The 17,723-nt window shown below is 69.1% G+C and carries 17 protein-coding genes; 14 read left to right on the top strand and 3 right to left on the bottom strand.

Annotation, left to right across the window (positions count from 1 at the left end; translation table 11 throughout):
* Nucleotides 1-3: 3 nt before the first annotated feature.
* From RIE08_04750 to RIE08_04695, 12 genes are all read left to right on the top strand, one after another.
* A complete protein-coding gene (locus RIE08_04750) occupies nt 4-435 on the top strand; it encodes a hypothetical protein (GenBank protein MEQ8716900.1) in 432 nt (143 codons plus the stop codon).
* Nucleotides 428-1,240, top strand: a complete 813-nt coding sequence (locus RIE08_04745) for a CoA-transferase (protein ID MEQ8716899.1) — start codon at nt 428-430, stop codon at nt 1,238-1,240. The genes RIE08_04750 and RIE08_04745 overlap by 8 nt, the downstream gene beginning before the upstream one ends.
* Nucleotides 1,237-3,450, top strand: a complete 2,214-nt coding sequence (locus RIE08_04740) for a phosphotransferase (GenBank protein MEQ8716898.1) — start codon at nt 1,237-1,239, stop codon at nt 3,448-3,450. The genes RIE08_04745 and RIE08_04740 overlap by 4 nt, the downstream gene beginning before the upstream one ends.
* A 167-nt stretch (nt 3,451-3,617) precedes the next feature.
* Complete coding sequence (locus tag RIE08_04735) at nt 3,618-5,054, top strand: ABC transporter substrate-binding protein (protein MEQ8716897.1); 1,437 nt, start codon at nt 3,618-3,620, stop codon at nt 5,052-5,054.
* A gap of 80 nt (nt 5,055-5,134) precedes the next feature.
* Nucleotides 5,135-6,223, top strand: a complete 1,089-nt coding sequence (locus tag RIE08_04730; protein MEQ8716896.1) for a branched-chain amino acid ABC transporter permease — start codon at nt 5,135-5,137, stop codon at nt 6,221-6,223.
* 1 nt (nt 6,224) lies between these two features.
* Entirely contained in the window at nt 6,225-7,304 is a 1,080-nt protein-coding gene (locus tag RIE08_04725) for a branched-chain amino acid ABC transporter permease (GenBank protein ID MEQ8716895.1), read from the top strand.
* On the top strand, nt 7,301-8,116 hold the full coding sequence (locus RIE08_04720) for an ABC transporter ATP-binding protein (GenBank protein ID MEQ8716894.1): 816 nt from the start codon (nt 7,301-7,303) through the stop codon (nt 8,114-8,116). Before RIE08_04725 ends, RIE08_04720 begins: the two co-directional genes overlap by 4 nt.
* On the top strand, nt 8,116-8,826 hold the full coding sequence (locus RIE08_04715) for an ABC transporter ATP-binding protein (protein MEQ8716893.1): 711 nt from the start codon (nt 8,116-8,118) through the stop codon (nt 8,824-8,826). Before RIE08_04720 ends, RIE08_04715 begins: the two co-directional genes overlap by 1 nt.
* Nucleotides 8,827-8,858: 32 nt before the next feature.
* Nucleotides 8,859-9,635, top strand: a complete 777-nt coding sequence (locus tag RIE08_04710; GenBank protein ID MEQ8716892.1) for a class II aldolase/adducin family protein — start codon at nt 8,859-8,861, stop codon at nt 9,633-9,635.
* A complete protein-coding gene (locus RIE08_04705) occupies nt 9,635-10,339 on the top strand; it encodes an SDR family oxidoreductase (GenBank protein MEQ8716891.1) in 705 nt (234 codons plus the stop codon). The genes RIE08_04710 and RIE08_04705 overlap by 1 nt, the downstream gene beginning before the upstream one ends.
* Nucleotides 10,329-10,862, top strand: a complete 534-nt coding sequence (locus tag RIE08_04700) for a VOC family protein (protein MEQ8716890.1) — start codon at nt 10,329-10,331, stop codon at nt 10,860-10,862. The genes RIE08_04705 and RIE08_04700 overlap by 11 nt, the downstream gene beginning before the upstream one ends.
* Entirely contained in the window at nt 10,859-12,352 is a 1,494-nt protein-coding gene (locus tag RIE08_04695; GenBank protein ID MEQ8716889.1) for an FAD-dependent oxidoreductase, read from the top strand. The genes RIE08_04700 and RIE08_04695 overlap by 4 nt, the downstream gene beginning before the upstream one ends.
* A 26-nt stretch (nt 12,353-12,378) precedes the next feature.
* Here the strand turns inward: RIE08_04695 and RIE08_04690 are convergent, their stop codons facing one another.
* The gene (locus RIE08_04690; protein ID MEQ8716888.1) at nt 12,379-12,951 is read right to left on the bottom strand and encodes a hypothetical protein; all 573 of its coding nucleotides are present in this window, start codon (nt 12,949-12,951) and stop codon (nt 12,379-12,381) included.
* 28 nt (nt 12,952-12,979) lie between these two features.
* On the opposite strand from RIE08_04690, the gene RIE08_04685 reads away from it, so the two are divergent.
* Nucleotides 12,980-13,252 carry a hypothetical protein gene (locus RIE08_04685; protein MEQ8716887.1) on the top strand — a complete coding sequence of 91 codons (273 nt, stop codon included), beginning with the start codon at nt 12,980-12,982 and terminating at the stop codon, nt 13,250-13,252.
* Nucleotides 13,253-13,291: 39 nt separating this feature from the next.
* The gene (locus RIE08_04680) at nt 13,292-15,079 is read left to right on the top strand and encodes a glycoside hydrolase family 15 protein (GenBank protein MEQ8716886.1); all 1,788 of its coding nucleotides are present in this window, start codon (nt 13,292-13,294) and stop codon (nt 15,077-15,079) included.
* 20 nt (nt 15,080-15,099) lie between these two features.
* Here RIE08_04680 and sulP read toward each other — a convergent pair whose 3' ends face one another.
* A complete protein-coding gene (gene sulP, locus RIE08_04675) occupies nt 15,100-16,812 on the bottom strand; it encodes a sulfate permease (protein ID MEQ8716885.1) in 1,713 nt (570 codons plus the stop codon).
* A gap of 11 nt (nt 16,813-16,823) precedes the next feature.
* Nucleotides 16,824-17,714 carry an ABC transporter substrate-binding protein gene (locus RIE08_04670; protein MEQ8716884.1) on the bottom strand — a complete coding sequence of 297 codons (891 nt, stop codon included), beginning with the start codon at nt 17,712-17,714 and terminating at the stop codon, nt 16,824-16,826.
* Nucleotides 17,715-17,723: the final 9 nt, after the last annotated feature.

The following is a 17,723-nucleotide window of genomic DNA, read 5'->3' as shown; positions in this document are numbered from 1 at the left end:
AACGTGCAGAACTCACTCGACCGGATCTTCGAGGGCATCGCCCGTTCGCTCTCAGAGGACGTGGCCCCCCACGTGGCGGACCCTTACGCGAAGTCCCAGGTGATGGCCGCGGTCGAGCTCGTCAACAACCTGGCCACGCGCGTCGAGTGGCGGCGCGAGCCGATGCTGGCCGACATCGCCGCGGCCCGTGAGGTCCTGACGGCCGCCGGCGCCGCCGTGGACGAGGTGAACCCCTCGGCGTCCGGCGAGGAGATAGCGGTCGCCCGCCGCGGGCATCTCGTGGCCGTCGCCGCGCTCCAGGGGACCGATGTCGCCCGCCGCCCCGAGGTGAAGGCGATGCTCGACGACCTCCTCCGCGGGAACCTCGACCGGGAACTCGAACTGCTCCGGACCGGCATGTACGCGAAGCGCAAGGCCGACGACGCCGATGGCTGACAAGGTCGTGCCACTCGGTGAGGCGGCGGCGCTGGTGGCGGACGGCGCGTCCGTCGGTATCGGGGGGATCCTGCTGCGGCGCAAGCCCATGGCGCTCGTCGCGGCGCTGGCGGAGGCAGGACGCAGCGACCTCGACCTCGTCGCGTTCCTCGGCTCGGTCGACGTCGAGTACCTCGTCGCGGCGGGCTGCGTGCGCTCGGCCACCACCGGCTACGTCGGATTCGAACAACTCGGCTTCGCCCCCGCGTGGCAGGCGTCCGTGTCCGGCGGGTCGGTGACGGCGCGCTTCGTCAGCGAGACCCACATCGTCGGCGGCCTGCGCGCCGCCGGAGCGGGCCTCCCGTTCTGGCCCAGCCGGGGAGCGGCCGGCTCCGATGTGAGCGCCGACCTCGGGATCGAGACCGTCGCCTGCCCCTACACAGGTGAGGCCGTATGGGCGGTCCCCGCGATCCGCCCGGACGTGACGCTCCTGCACGCACGGGCCGCGACCGCCGACGGTCTGGTGGTCGGCGCGGACGACGACTTCCTCCACGACGCCGATGCCGTGCTCGCCCGGGCGTCGGGAACCGTCGTCGTCTCCGTCGAGGAGATCGTCGACAGCTCCGAGGCCCGCGTGCGCGCCGGTGGGCGGCCGCTGCTGTTCGCCCACGACGTCGACGCGGTGGTCCTGGCCCCCGGCGGCGCCCGGCCCACCGAGGTGCCGGGCTGCTACGGCGCCGACCTGGCCGGGATCAGCGCATACCTCGCCGACCCGGGCGGCGGTGCGACGGGCCTCGCCGCACTCGTGGCAGGGGTGGATGCATGAGCACCGTCGGTCCCGCCGAGAGGGTGATCTGGTCGCTTGCACAACGCTGCCGTGCCGACGACGTGGTGGTCGTCGGGGTCGGCACCCCGGTGGCTGCGGCGGCGGCACTCGTCGCCCGCGAGGTGCTCCACCCGGACATGACCGTCCTGTTCGGCACGATCGTGCGGCCCGACACCCATGACCTCGCGACGAGCCTCGCCGACGGAGGTGTGGCGGCACGCCTCGCCGACGGCGTTCTCGGCCAGTCCGAGATCCTGGACCTGATCCAACGCGGCGGGGTGACCCTCCAGTTCGTCTCGCCCGCGCAGGTCGACCGCAGCGGCGACATCAACGCCTCGCGCATCGTCCGCCCCGACGCAGCCGACATCGTCCTTCCCGGCCCGCTCGCCCTGGCGGACACCGCGTCGCTCGTCGGGCGGCTCGTGGGCTACCGCATCGGTCACTCGACGCGTTTCCTGGTGGAGGCCGTCGATTACGTCACCGCAGCCGGGCGCACCCGGCGAGACCGCGCCCCGGTGGCGACCTCGGGCGAAGGTCTCGTCGCCCTCGTCACCGAACTCGCCGAGCTGGAATGGCGCGAGGACGGCACTGTCGTCGTCGCGGGGCTGCGGGCGGGTGTGGACCCCGACGAGGTCGTCGCCGCAACCGGCTTCGCGGTCGTGGATGCGTCCACCGCACCGGTCCTCGACGATCCCCCCGATGAGGTCCTCGAGGTTCTCGACCGTCTCGTCGATCCCCACGGCATGCGCAACCTCGAGGTCCGTGCCGGGCGGGCCGCGGCGCTCGACCACCTGCTCGCCGCGGAGCCGCGGCCTGCAGCCCCGGCCGCGAAGACCCCCGGCGACGGCGGGCTCACCCCTGAGGTCCTCACGCCGGTGTTCCGCGCCAACCTCGGTGACGATGCAACCGTCGAAGGTGCCCGGCGGGGTCCCGTCGGCAACGGGCAGGAGACGTGGTTCGTCACGCTCACCGACGGGCGTGAGTTCGTGCTGCGGCGCACCGCCGTCGGTGGAACGCTCGAATGGACCGACCGGGCGGCGGAGTTCGCGGTCCTGAAGGCGCTCGCCGCCACGGACCTCCCGGTGCCGACCGTGCACTGGTTCGACGGGGCCGGCGGTGAACTCGAACGGGCGTACTTCGTGATGGACCGTCTCGACGGCAGGCCGCTCGGTCTCGGCGACCCCGACACCAACGCCGCCGTGGCCGACGACTTCGGGCGGCTGCTCGCCCGACTGCACGCCACGGCGCCGGGCCATGTGGACGGAGGGCCGCCCCGCCCGGCGGACACCGCGGAGGCGACCCGGGCCGAGCTCGCCGCGGCGATCGAGCGCTACACCACGGAGCCACCGGGCCCCAACGTCGTCATCACCGCGCTGCTCGGCTGGTTGGAGACCAACGTCCCGGTCGTCGCCGACGAGCCCGTGCTGCAGTGGGGTGATCCCGGTCCGCACAACTTCCTCGTCGCCGACGGGCGGATCACCGCACTGCTGGACTGGGAGCTGACACGGTGGGGTCACCGCCTCGACGACCTCGGTGGCGCTGTCTGGTCGTGTCTGGGGATTCTCGACCCGGAGCGCGTGGTCGCCGCCTACGAGGCGGAGTCCGGCGTTCCCGTCGACAGGGACCTGCTGGCCTGGTACGAGGTCCTCGCGCACGTCTCACGTTCCACCATGAACCTCGGCGGTGTCCGCGCGTTCGTCGAGGGCCGCAGCCCCAACCCTAACGTCGCCGGACTCGGCCAGGCGCTCACCACGGCGAGCACGTGCCGGGCCGTGCGGGCCGCCTGGGGTCTCGACGTCTCCGCTGTCGAGGTCGAGTCCGGGGCGGTGACGCCTCCTGAGATCACGGGTCTCGAGCCGCGACCGCTGCCGGCCGAGACCATGCGCGGTGTCGCCGAGTTCCTGAGGGCGGAGGTCGCCGGGCACCTCGAGGACCGCCGCAGCGACCGGATGGTGCGGATAGCCGGGCCGTTGCTCGAGTCCGCGGCGGAGCGCCTCGGGGAGGACTACGACGTGGGTCTCGTCGGGCTGCTCGACAGCGCCGGCGTGCCGGCCGGGCCCCTCGACGATCGGGTGCGGACCGTCGAGGTCGACGGGAGTTTCGCCGAACATCGGGCCGCGGTGAGGGCGGCGATCGTGCAGGTCCTGGCCCGCCAGCGAGCAGCGCTGCGGGGGCTCGAAGCGCTCTACGGTCCGACCGTCGCCATCTGACCCGATCCGTCGGACGAGGCGCCGCGCGAGGTCGGTGCGGATCGCGGTGGCGAAGTCAAGAGCGGAATCAAACGGGTGTTTGGCGGTCGCCGGGTCGGTGGGGTACGGTCGGCGATCGCGATGCGCGGACCGGGGGTTCGCGCGACCGACCAATGAGGGGGAAATCCATGCGCAAGTTGCGCCTCGTACTTGCTCTGTTCCTTGCGTTCGCAATGATTGCGGCCGCGTGCGGGGACGACGACGACACCGCGTCGGGTGATGACGGTGCCGCCGCCGATGACGGCGGTGATGACGGTGCCGCCGCCGATGACGGCGGTGATGACGGTGCCGCCGCCGACGACGGTGCCGCCGCCGACGATGGTGGTGATGACGGTGCCGCCGCCGATGACGGTGGTGATGACGGTGCCGCCGCCGATGACGGTGGTGACGACGGCTCCGCCCCGATGACCTGCGGTGAGAACACCGAAGGCGACATGCGCGGCATCGACAAGGAAGCCGGCACGATCCAGCTCGGCACCACCCTGCCGTTCACGGGTGTCGCAGCGGTCGCCGGTGAGGGCCTCCGGGCCGGCATCGAGATCGCTCTCGCCGAGGTGAACGCCAACGGCGGCATCGACGGCTGCATGTTCGAGTTCGAGTTCCTCGATGACCGTTTCGAGGTGGAGACGCTCGTATCCAACGTGCGACGCCTCATCGACCAGGAAGAGGTCTGGGCGCTGACCTCCCCGGCCGGTTCACAGGCCATCCCCGGCACCTACGAGTTCCTGCGGAGCTCCGGCGTGATCATGTGGGGCCCGGTTTCTCCGGCTGACTCCGACATCCAGGAGGTCTACCTGCTCGGTCCGACCCGTACCGAACAGCTCCGGGTCTGCATCGACTACTTCGCCGAGCAGGGCGTGACCCGCGTGGCGTCCATCGGGCAGGACAACGAGCTCGGTGAAGAGGCCGTTGCTGCGATCGAGACCCAGGCGCCGATCAACGGCATGGAGATCGTCGCTCAGGAGTCCGTCGAGGTCCTCTCGACCAACGTCGCCCCGGCAGTCCTGTCGGTGCTCGACGCAGAGCCCGGCGGCATCATCACCGGCGTCGACAACGCCCAGAACGCCCTGATGCTGGATCAGCTCAACGAGGCCGGGTACGAGGGTCTGATGTGCGCCGACAACGGCGGCGGCGGCACCGGCGGTCCCAACACCGTCGGCGCAGCCACCCCCGAGGCGGCCGACGGCTTCCTGGGCACGCTGCAGCAGTCGCTGCCCACCACCGATTCCGAGCCGGTCAACGCCTGGCGTGCACTCGCCGAGGCCTACGACGGTGAGGGTGCGGCCTCCGCGCAGAACAACTTCAGCCTGCAGACCTACTACTACACCCGGGCGTTCCTCGAGGTCGTTGATCGTCTCGACGGCAACTACACCTACGAGAACTTCCACGCCACCGCCGAGTCCCTCCAGGACGACCCGCTCGAGTACGGGGCCATCCCGCTCGTCGCCTGCGGCCCGCTGCCCGGCGGTCACTCGTGCGCCTCGGGCGCAGCGATTGCCGAGTACGACGCCGAGACCGAGTCGTGGGTTCAGATCCGACCGTCGACGCCGCCCAACGAGGGCTGATCACCTGAGTTCCTAGCGGTGGGGCGGGGGTCCTCGGACCCCCGCCCCACCGATGACCGTCTGGCTCAGGAGGGGGAGCGGTGTTTCAGGAAATCGTCGCGGGACTCGAGGCGGGTAGTGGATACAGCCTGTTGGGGCTGGCGATCGTCGTGATCATGAAGTCGACGGACGTACCCAACTTCGCCATGGGTGAGATGGGGCTCGTCGCGGCCTACCTCACCTGGTACCTGTGGGAGGAGCCGTCCAAGGGCGGCGAGGGATGGCCCTTCGGTTGGGCCGTTCTCGTCGGGATCATCTTCGGGGCGTTGTTCGGCGCCCTCATCCAGTATCTGCTCATCCGTCCGCTCACCGGACTGTCCAACGTCCCGCTCGCGATCGCCGGTGCGGCGTTCATGTTGTGGCAGAGCATCACCTTCGTGGAGAACGAGGGTCTCCCCTCATTCTTCGACTGGTTCCCCGTCGCTGACGAGGGCTTCCACATAGCGATAGCCATCCTGTTCGGGCTGATAACGACGGTTGGGGTTTTCTTCGCCCTGCGCAAGTGGGTCAAGCCGCTGGCCCGGGTCGACCACTTCCCCCTGCTCTTGTTGACCATCGGGCTCAACTTCGTCCTCCAGGCCGCGATCGAGTTGATCTGGGGGGCCACGCCCCGCGGTTTCCGGGCACCCTGGTCCGGCGACAACGTCCTCATCGGCGACACCCGGGTGGGCTGGGACCAGATCATCACCATCGCCGCCGGTCTCGTGATCGCATTCGGCGTCGGCGGGTTCTTCCGCACGAAGTGGGGTACGCGCATGCGTGCCATCGCCGAGGACGGCACCACGGCGCGGATGCTCGGCATAAACGCCGGCTGGGTGTCGGTGTCGGCGTGGGCGCTCGGTGGTCTCATCGCAGGAATCGCGATGACCCTGCACACCTCCTCGACGATCCTGCAGCTCGGTTCAGCCGAGGGCCTGATCCTGAAGGGCTTCATCGCCGCGGTGCTCGGCGGCTTCGTGTCGCTACCAGGCACCTTCATCGGTGGTCTCGTCATCGGGGTCGGTGAAGCGGTCGCCGGCGCTCAGATCGACACGAGTGTGCAGCCGACGGTCGCATTGCTGGCGGTGGTACTCGTCCTGTTGATCAAGCCCGGTGGGTTCACCACCCAGGCCAAGCTTCGGGAGGTGTGAAGTGACCGCCGTCGAATCCAGTTCATCGTCCGGTGCCGGGGGACGACCGCTCTACAAGCCGCGGCCGTCCGGGTTGAAGCGGTGGGCCGAGCCCAGCGCGACCCTTGCACTGTTCATCTTCCTGGGGCTCAGTGCCGTCTACCCGCTGCTCGACTGGACCCAGGTCTTCCCCCACGACACGGACTTCGGCAAGGGAAACCTCGCCTTCGTCTTCGCCTACACGGTCGCGGCCATGGGCTTCAATCTCCTGGTCGGCTACTCGGGCCAACTCGGCCTCGCCATCGCCGGTCTGTTCGCCCTCGGGGGCTACGGCACGGGGGTGCTGTTCGAGGACGGTGTGCCGTTCTTCGCGGCGTTCTTCATCATCGCGGCCGTCGCGGCGATCATCGGTGTCATCTTCGCCTTCCCGGCGGCAAGGCTGAAGGGCTTCTTCCTCGCCATCGCCACCCTGGCGTTCGGCGAGCTGATCGTGAAGCTCATCGAGCTCGACGACGAGGTGGCCGGCTGGCTGGACACCGGGGGCGGCACGGGCAAGACGCTCGAGCTGTTCCGGCTCGGCGGTGGGACGAACACCCGGACCGTCTTCTGGATGAGCTACGGGGCTCTGGTGTTCACCTACATCTGCTTCGTGATCCTGAGCCGCGGCCGGCTGGGTCGGACGCTCAAGTCGGTCCGTGACATCGAGATCGCGACAGGGCCGATCGGCATTTCGTCGACGCGCTACAAGCTGATCGCGTTCGGGCTGTCGGCCTTCACCGCCTCGATGGGCGGCGCGTTGTTCGCGCAGAACGCCACCTTCATCAACCCGGGCACGTTCAAGACGCGTCTCCTCGTGTTCCTCCTGGTGATCCTGATCATCGGCGGAGTCTCCCGGCTTTGGGGACCATTGATCGGCGCTTTCTTCTTCGTCTACATCCGCGAGAAGCTCCAGGACGTCGAGGAGTTGCGCATTCTCATGTTCGGCATCGCGCTGATGCTCGCGGTTCTGATGCTCCCGGGGGGCTTCGCATCCCTGCCGAGCAGGCTCCGTGAGAGTCGCTACATCCAGGATCTGCGCAAGCGAATGAGGGCATTGCTGTGACCACTTCATCGCTGTCCCTCACCGACATGCACGTCGCCTTCGGCGGCAACCGCGTCCTCGAAGGCGTGAACCTCGAGTTCGGCCCGGGCTTCAACGGACTCATCGGCCCGAACGGTGCAGGCAAGACGACCATCTTCAATGTCATCTCCGGCTTCGTGAACCCGAGCCAGGGTGAGGTCCGCCTCGAAGGCAAGTCGATCAACGGTCTCTCGCAGACCGCCCGGGTCGCCCGCGGCATCGGGCGGACCTTCCAGGCACCGAAGCTGATCCTCGACGCCACAGTGATCGAGAATGCTCTCCTCGGCTACCACCATCGGTTCCGCTGGGGTCACTTCGCAGAGTTGATCAAGCTGCCCGCAGCGCGCCGTGAGGAGACCGAGGCCCGACGCGAGTGCATGGATCTTCTCGAACGGTTCGGACTGGCCGACGACGCGCACGAACTCGCCGGGAACCTCTCGCTCGGGAACCAGAAGATCATCGAGGTCGCCCGGGCGCTTCTGGGCAAGCCGAGCGTGGTCCTTCTGGATGAGCCGGCTGCCGGCCTCGGTGCCGATGACGTCACGATCCTGTTGAAGGGCATCACGCAGTCCGTCACCGACGACGACCTCTGCCTCGTGATCATCGAACACGACCTCGAACTCGTCACCACGCTGTGCCCGATCATCTCTGTGCTGCACTTCGGTCGGATCATCTCCCAGGGGACGCCCGAGGAGGTCACGTCGGACCCGACGGTCATCGAGGCCTATCTCGGCCCCGGTTTCGACAACAGCGAGATGGTCGACCTACTCGCTGACGACGGAGGGGACCACTGATGGCGCTGCTCGAGGTGGACGAACTGGTCAGTGGCTACGGCCAACTCGAGGTGCTCCACGGCATCTCGCTGAAGGTCGAGGAGGGCGAGATCGTCTCGGTCCTCGGAGCGAACGGTGCCGGCAAGACGACGTTCCTGCGTACCGTCTCGGGTGTTCTTCCAACCTGGTCCGGCACAGCGCGCCTCGATGGACAGGATCTCGGAGGGATGTCCATCGAGAAGCGTGCGACGAGGGGACTCGGGCATCTGCCCGAGGGCCGGGGCATCTTTCAGAACCTCTCGGTCCGAGAGAACCTCGACCTCGGTCTCGGTCTCCGACATGACGGTTCCGCCGCCATCCGCAAGGACCGCGAACGGCTGATGGACCTGTTGCCGGCTCTCGCCGAGAAGATCGGCGACGCGGCGTCGTCGCTTTCCGGCGGGCAGCAGCAGATGCTCGCCCTCGCGCGCGCCATCATCACCCGACCCAAGTTGTTGATGATCGACGAGCTCTCCTTCGGACTCGCACCGAACCTGGTGGACCAGCTCTTCGAGCTCGTGCTCGAGATGCGCGACGAGGGCAACACCTTCCTTCTCGTCGAGCAGAACGCCGGCGTTCTCGAGATCTCCGACCGCACCTATGTGCTGAAGGTGGGCCGCAACGACATCTCCGGTCCGTCGGCGGAACTCAAGAAGTCCCACGACCTCGTCCGGTCGTATCTGGGACACTAGGTACCCACGCTCACGAATTCAGGGAGAAAGTCATGGGGAAGCTCGACGAGGCGTTGTCGGGGAGCGGGTTCCCGCGGGTGATGCCCGACGTGCCCGAGCTGACGATGCCACAGAAGATCGCCGCCACCGCCCGGATGTTGGCCAAGACGGGCTACGCGCTCGATGTCGCCGGCCACATCACCGTCGTCCGTGACGACCGCGATGACGGATCCATGTGGTGCACGCCGTACGGCAAGTGGTGGTACGAGGTGCAGGCGTCGGACATCTTGACCATCGACGCCGACGGTGAGGTGATCGAGGGCCGCTGGGAGGTCACGCCGGCGGTGGCGATCCACACCGAGATCCACCGCAACCAGCCGGACGCGAAGGTCGTGATCCACAACCACCCGTACTACGGGACGCTGCTCGCCACCATGAAGGTGGCGCCCGACGTCACCGACCAGCAGGCGTGCATGTTCGACGGTGACGTGCGCCTCTTCGACGAATACACCGGCGGCGTCGACAACGCCAAGGACGGCCAGTACCTCTCCGACGCCATCGACGGGGCGACAGCGGTCATTCTCGCCAACCACGGCGTGTTGATCCTCGCCGACCAACTCGAGCTCGCGTGCTACCGCGCCGTCACTTTCGAGCGGATGTGTCGCCTCAACTATGACGCCATGGCGTCGGGACAGAAGGCGGTCCCTGTGCCCCCTGAGCAGCGGGGCAAGCTCAAGGACGCCATCAACAACAAGAACATGACGGTCCGCTACTTCTGGGGCGGAGCGCTGCGCCGCCTCCTGCGCGACGAGCCCGAGGTTCTCGACTAGTGACGGCCCCGTTCGCCGGGGCCCGTGTACTCGTCACCGGGGGCGGTTCCGGCATCGGGGCCGCAACCTGTGAGGTCCTCGCCGCCGAAGGCTGGGAGCCCGTCCCGGTCGATCTCGATCCGCCGCCCGGAGGGATCGCTCTCGACGTCGCCGACGACGTCGCATGGGAGCGGGCGCTCGACGATGTGGGACCGTTGCGCGGTCTCGTGACCTGTGCCGGGATCCGGACGCGTGGCGACATCGTCGACACCTCGGCCGCTGACTTCCGTCGCCATCTCGATGTCAACGTCGTCGGGACCTGGCTCGCGATCCGTGAGTACCTGCGACGCCACACGACCGGTGACCCCGGAGCGATCGTCACGATCGCCTCGGTCAACGCGACGATCGCGGTCGCCGGCCAGGCCCACTACGTCGCGTCCAAGGGGGCCGTCGCCGCGCTGACCAAGGCCGCAGCGCTCGAGGGTGCCCCCCTCGGTGTGCGGGCGAACGCCATCGGGCCCGGACCGATCCGCACGCCGATGACCGAGGAGCGTCTCGTGGATCCGGCCCAGGTCGCCTGGCTTCAGAGCCGCGTCCCGCTCGGTCGCGTCGGTGAGCCGGCCGAGATCGGCCGGGTCGCCGAGTTCCTACTATCCGACGCCGCGTCCTACGTGACCGGCGAGACCATCTACGTAGACGGGGGGTGGGTCGCCAATGGCGCCTGACTCACAGACCATGTCCGCCCTCGAGGGCCTCGTGCCGCTCGAGGGGTTCTACCACTGGGGGATCGTGACGACCGACTTCGACGCCACGCTCGCCGAGCTCTCGGCGACGGCGGGGCTCGAGTGGGCGTCGACGGTCGTGCGCGACTTCGACGTCCGCCAACCCAACGGCGTCGTGAAGACCGACATGCGGGTGACCTACTCGGTGAACGGTCCACCCCACTGGGAGATCATCGCGGCCTCGCCGGGCACCATCTGGGACCCTGCCTCGGCGAACGGGGTGCACCACCTCGGGTTCTGGAGCGAGGACCTCATCTCCGATTCGGCCCGGCTCAGCGATGCCGGGTACCCCTGGCTCGCAACCTACGACCACGAGAGCTGCGAGCCCTTCGGCTTCACGTACCACGTGATCGGCGCCCTCGGTCTACGGATCGAGCTCGTCTCGGCGGATCGACGACCGGCATTCGACAACTGGATCGCAGGCGGCGACTTCCCGTCGGCACTCGAGGAGACGTCGCTGCAGTGACCACCCACGGCGACACCGCCGAGGTGGAGGTCACCACGACCACCGACATCGTCGTCGTCGGTGGGGGACCGGGAGGTTGTGCCGCGGCACTGACCGCAGCGCGCGAGGGTGCCGAGGTGGTGGTCCTCGAGGCGACCGACCGCGTGGGGGGCAACGCCGCCCGTTCGACGGGATACCTCGCGTTCGCCCGGTCCGCGAAGCAGGCCGCCGAGGGCATCGAGGACTCGCCCGAGGCGTATCTGGCCGACATGACCGCGGAGATCGAGCGCCAGTCCCACCGCTACGGGATCATCTTCGATGCCGACCTCGCCCGGCGCTACGCACAGGGGTCGGCCGCCACGTTCGACTTCCTCGCCGAGCTGGGATTCGAGTTCGACCGGTTCATCCCCCGCCCGAAACAGCACTCGGTGGACCGGATGATGGGTTCGGTGGACGTCAACCAGTTCACGACGTGTTTCACCCCGGCGCTCGAGGCGGCAGGCGTGACCGTCCACACGCATGTGCGGGCCCAGGAACTGATCGTCGCCGACGGTCGGGTGGGTGGTGTCGTGGTACGCCCCCGGCACGGGGTGACCGGCGATGCCGGTGACGAAGAGCTGGGCGAACCGTTCGCCGTGGCCGCACGATCCGGCGTGATCCTCGCGGCCGGCGGCTACCAGGCGAACGCCGCGATCCGGGCGCGTTACCAACCGGCGCACCTCGCGGACTCGCCCTACCTCGGTGTGGGTACCGACCGTGGCGACGGTCACGTGATGGGCCAGGCCGTCGGCGGCGACCTCGTCAACATGACGATGATCCCCCCACTCGTGATGGTCGGCTCCGCCCTGGTGGAGGACTCGATCGCGGTCAACAGCGACGGCGTCCGATTTCACGACGAGGCGGGGCCCTACGACGACCGGGTCGAGGCGCTCGCCGATCAGCCCGGGAGACTCGCCTGGTACGTGTTCGACGACGAGACCTACGTCGCCAAGCGGGCGCTCGTCGACCAGATGCCCGACGAGGTCCTCACCGCGCCGAGCCTGGGTGATCTCGCCGCCGAGTTGGGTGTCCCGGCGACGGCCCTGACAACGACCGTCGAGAGGTGGAACGCGATGCTCGCCTCCGACTCGGCGGGCGACGCCGACTTCGGGCGCGTCGTCTTTCCCGCCGGTCGGCGTCCGATCATCCGGGCACCGTTCCACGCCTCGCGGATGGTGCAGGGCATCAACTTCCCCGCCGGCGGTTTCCGCGTCAGCGGGGACTGTCAGGTCATCGACGTCTTCGGTCGACCGGTACCGGGGCTCTTCGCCGTCGGCGACTGCATCGGGGGACTGTCCCCGGTGATCGGCCTCGGCGGGACCAAGATCACATCCGCGCTGACGACGGGGCGCATCGCGGGGCGGGCGCTCGCCACCGGCGACATCGGCGCGGTCGATGCCGACGCCATCGCGGGGGGAACGCCCGGGCTGCCGAGCGGATCGCAGCGTCTCGCCGTCGTCCACGACCTGTAGGTACCTCCGCCGTGCGCCGTCGGGCGTTACGGTTCGCGGATGGATATCCGTCCCCGCTTGATCGTCTCGGTCGTCACAGTCCTCCTGCTCGTGGCCGCCGGCTGTGGTGGCGGAGGGTCGTCGGACCCCGAGACCGCATCGGCGTCCCCCACGGCGGACGCGGGCGACACAGCCGGCACGGACAGTGGTGACACAGCGACAGGGTCCGACTCGGACGACGGTTCCGCATCGTCTGACGGGGATTCCGACGACTCGCCCACACCGGCGGCCACGCCATCGCCCAGCTCCACGCCGTCTCCGACCTCGACGCCTTCCGCGACGCCGACGCCGTCTCCGACCGAGACGCCTTCGGCGACACCGACACCGACACCGACGACACCGGTCGCCGGGTCCCCGACGCCGACACCAACGGCGACACCCTCTGCGACCCCGACTCCCAGCGCGACGCCGACGGCCACACCGACGCCGACCTCCGCACCGACTCCCTCTGCGACCCCGACGGCGACGCCGACACCGAGCGAGGTCGTTCCGGCTTCGGGCACATGGGAGATCCGCAACGGCACGTCCGTCGCGAACTGTGGCATCACCACGTTCGACATCCCGGTCAGCGAACCGGTCTCGGTGAACGTGGCGGTCGCTTCGGGTGGGGCGAGCCTCACCGTCTCGGGTGGCGGCCAGGCCGAGACCGCCGTCTTCAACCGCCAGTCCGTGTCGGTCAGCCAGGCCACCTACACGGGTGCCCTGAACTTCTCCTCGCCCGACGTCGACGTCGTCGCGCTGACCATCACCCTCGTGTTCGACACGCCGGGAAACGCTGTGGGATCCATCTCCGGGTACGTCGCGGCTCAGGGATTCGCCTGCAGCATCAACAATCCGCTCTCGGCCGTGCGGATCGGCTGAGCCCGCCGTCGGCGCGGCGGTATCGACCAGACTGGGTCCGTGCGACGTATCGAGGACTACGCCCTGCTGAGCGACTCGCGGTCGGCGGCGCTCGTCTCATCGGCCGGTTCGATCGACTGGCTGTGCTGGCCCCGCTTCGACTCCGCAGCGTGTTTCGCAGCGCTGCTCGGGACCGAGGACAACGGCCACTGGTCACTTCGCCCGGCGGGTGAGTCCCGCGTGGAGCGGACCTACCTGGCGGGTTCGCTCGTCCTCGAGACGGTCCACTCGACCCCCGAGGGCGTGGTCGCGGTTGTCGACGCACTTGTGCCCGACGGTGACGTTCACCGCCTGGTGCGGCGTGTCGAGGGCCGGAGCGGGGCGGTCCCGATGCGGAGTGAGATGAGGGTGCGCTTCGACTACGGGAGCATCGTCCCGTGGGTCACGCGTTCCGATGGCGCTTTGCTCGCGGTGGCCGGGCCCGAGGCACTCGTCATGCGCGCGCCCGTCGCGACGCACGGGGAGGGATTCGCGACCATCGGCGAGTTCAGTGTCGTCGCGGGGGACAGCGTGTCCTTCGATCTGGCCTGGTACGAGTCGCACCTCGCCATCCCACCCGCCGTCGACGTCGATGAAGCCCTCGCGCGCACGCAGGCGTGGTGGAGGGGCTGGTCTTCACAGCTGAGCTATGAGGGCGCGTATCGCGACGATGTCCATCAGTCGTTGACGGTTCTGCGAGGTCTCTCGCATGCCCCGACGGGTTCATTCGTTGCTGCGGCGACGACCTCGTTGCCCGAATGGATCGGCGGTTCCCGCAACTGGGACTACCGCTACTGCTGGCTGCGGGACGCGACGCTCACGCTGTTGGCGCTCGTGAAGGGTGGTTTCATCGACGACGCCCGTTCGTGGCGCGACTGGCTCCTGCGCGCGGTGGCAGGCGAGCCCGGAAGGTTGCAGATCATGTACGGACTCGCCGGTGAACGTCGGCTGCCCGAGGCGGAACTCGACTGGCTGGACGGCTTCTGCGGGTCCCGGCCGGTGAGGGTGGGCAACGCGGCGGCGGGTCAGCTCCAACTCGACGTGTTCGGCGAGCTCATGGACGCTCTGGACCAGGCCCGCCTCCACGGGGTCGACGCCGATGAGAACGCATGGCGGGTGCAGGAGGCGATGTTGAACTGGCTCGAGGGGAACTGGACCGAGCCCGACGACGGTATCTGGGAGGTCCGGGGCGGACGGGAACAGTTCACCCATTCCAAGGTGATGGTGTGGGTCGCCTTCGATCGGGCGGTGAAGGCCGTCGAAGTCCATGGCCTGGACGGGGACGTGGCGAAGTGGCGCCGACTGCGCGCTGAGGTGCACGACGACGTGTGTGCCAACGCGCTCGACGACCGGGGGGTGTTCACGCGTACCTACGGGGGTGGCTACCTCGATGCGTCGACACTGGTGATCCCGCTCGTGGGGTTCCTGCCGCCGGACGATCCGAGGGTCGTCGCGACGGTCGAGGCCGTGCAGCGCGAGCTCACCGTCGACGGGTTCGTGCTGCGCTATTCGCCCGATGACGGGGCTGACGGTGTCGGTGGCGAAGAAGGTGCTTTTCTGCTGTGTTCGTTCTGGCTGGTGGAGTGCCTCGCCGTCATGGGACGCCGCGACGAGGCAACGGTGCTGTACGAACGACTGCTGGGCTTACGCAACGACGTCGGTCTCCTGGCCGAGGAGTACGACCCGGTCGCCGGGCGACAGCTCGGCAACTTCCCGCAGGCCTTCTCCCACATCGCCATCGCCAGCAGCGCAATGACGCTGTGTCCCGACAGTGTCGGCCCCAACGAGGACAGGGCCCGGCGCGGCTGACCCTTGACGGATCCGGGCGCTCATGGTTCGTCTTCGTCGGAGAACGCCGAGACTGCGCTGTTGATCGTGGGGAACTCGCGCAGGGGCCCGCCGGGTTGGAGTAGGCGTGAGTTCTCCAGCGCGGCCCGGGCCCGTGAGTTCGCACGGGCGATGCCGACGACGACCACCCCGGCGGCGAGCAGTTCCTCCACGAGCTGGTCCAGGATCTCGAGAGCGGTCGTGTCGATCGACCCGACGCCTTCGAGGTCGAAGATGACCCAGCGTTCGGCGCCCGGGTTGGTGAGTAGCGCCTGTTCGACCCGTCCCCGGAACCACTCGGCGTTGGCGAAGAAGAGGGGAGCGTCGAAGCGGTAGACGAGCAGCCCCGGTCGGGGACGTGCCGAGGGGAACTCCTCCATCGCCACCCAGCCGTCGAGTTCGGGTGCGCCACCGAGCACAGCGTCGCGTGGCCGGGCCATTCGCCCCAGCGCCACGACGGCGGAAAGGCCGACGGCGACGAGTACGCCGCGCAGGACGTCGAAGCCGACCACGCCGAGGACCGTCAGCAGCGCGAGGCCGAACTCGGCACGGTCCAGAGACCACAGCTCGCGCAGGCCGCGGATGTCGATGATGGCGATAGCGGCCGAGATGATCACGGCCCCGAGAGCGGCTTCGGGAAAGTCGGCCAGAACGGGCCGCAGCACGAGCAGCGTCGTCAGGACGAAGCCGGCGGCGACGATCGAGACGAGCTGAGACCTCGTCCCGAGAGAGGCCGGGACGATGCTCCGGCTGGCACTCGACGAGATCGGGAATCCGCCTGACAGGCCGCTCGAGAGATTCCCCATGCCGAGAGCCACCAGTTCCTGGTTCGCGTCGATCCGGTAGCCGAGCTCGGCTCCGATCGAGCGGGCGGTGAGGACGTTGTCCGAGTAGCCGACCAGGGCGACGCCGAGGGCTATCGGAATCAGGTCGACCAGGTCCGCGCCGGCGACGTCGGGAAGGCCCAGGGGTGGGAGGCCCGAAGGGATCTCGCCGACGACGCTGACGCCGTGGTCGTCGAGCCCGAAGACGATCGCCGCCGCCGTGGCCGCGACCACGGCGACGAGGGCACCGGGAATCGTCGGTCGGATCGCCCGCAAGGTGAGGATGGCCACGAGCGAGGATGCACCCATGGCGAAAGTCGCCGGGTCGAGCTGGTCGAGTCCTGACACCAGGTCCGCGAAGCGGGTGAACGCGTTGTCGCCCTCGATCCCCACGCCGGTGACCTTGCCGAGCTGACTGCTGAGCAGAGTGATGCCGACACCGGTGATGTACCCGATGAGGACGGGACGAGACAGCAGGTCGGCGAGGAAGCCGAGCCGTAGGAGCGCGGCGACCAGACAGATGCCACCGACGAGCAGCGCGAGCGCCGCCATCAGTGTGAGGTACCGCTGCGGATCTCCTTCGGCCAGAGGAGCGATTCCCGTCGCCGCCAGGATCGCCGTGCCGGGCTCCGGGCCGACGCCGAGATGGCGGGAGCTGCCGAGCAGCGCGTAGACGACGAGTGCGCCCAGGACGGCGTAGAAACCGACCTCAGGAGGAAGGTCGGCGAGCTCGGCGTACGCCATGGACTGAGGGATGAGCATGGCGCCGACCGTCAGCCCGCCGAGGAGGTCGAAGCGCAGCCAGTCCCTGTCGTAGTGGAGGAGCCGGTACAGACCGGGAAGGCGGCGTTGCAGGGTCCGGCCGGTGGGTGGGGGAGAAGCAGCCGACACGGGCCGTGGCCTCAGGGCCGGACCAGGTGTGCGAGGGTCGGGTCCGGTGGGCCCAGGTCGGGGTGAAGGATTGCGGCGAGCGTCTCCGCCCCGTCGATGAGACGCGGCCCGGGTCGAACGAAGCTCGCGTCCGCGTCGACGGCCCACATCGGTACGCCCGCTGGCCAGTGGCCGGTGGCGAGCGCGGCCTCGGCGAGGGCCGTGGCCCCGGTGAGGTCGTAGCCACACGGCGCCATGACGACCGCGGCGGGTGAGAGGCCGGCGATCTCGTCCCAGCCGACCCGACGGGACTTCGCCCCGGGATCACCGAGCAGGCATTCGCCGCCGGCCGCCTCGACGAGGTCCGGAAGCCAGTGCCCGGGGGAGAGCGCCGGGTCGGTCCATTCCACGACGAGGACCGGCGGCCGCTCCAGTCCGGCTACCCGCGAGCGGAGTGTGTCGAGGCGCTCACGCAGGCCGTCCACGAGTTCGATCGCGCGGTCCGCGGCCCCGGTGAGCCGCCCGAGGGTGTGGATGGACTCCAGCACGTCATCGAGACGGTGCGGGTCGATCGTGACGACTTCCGCCGAGCACCCGAGATGGGCGAGCGCGTCATCGACCTCCGACACGTCGACCGCGCAGACGGCGCACAGGTCCTGGGTGACGACCACGTCCGGGTCGAGATCCGCGAGTGCCCCCGCGTCCAGGCGGTAGAGGTCTTCGCCGGCGTTCATCCGCTCCGTGACGATCCGGTCGATCTCGCCGGGCGTGAGCCCCTCGGGAAGGGCGCTCGTAGACACGATCCGGCGGGTGAGGGCCTCGGCGGGTTCGTTGCACTCGAAGGTGACCCCGACGACGTCGTCGCCGCGACCGAGCGCGAACAGGATCTCGGTGGTGGACGGCAGCAGCGAGACGATACGCACGTCTCCGAA

Source organism: Acidimicrobiales bacterium, from assembly GCA_040219085.1.
Taxonomy (GTDB): Bacteria; Actinomycetota; Acidimicrobiia; order Acidimicrobiales; family JAVJTC01; genus JAVJTC01.
This window is presented reverse-complemented; position numbering and strand designations above follow the sequence as displayed.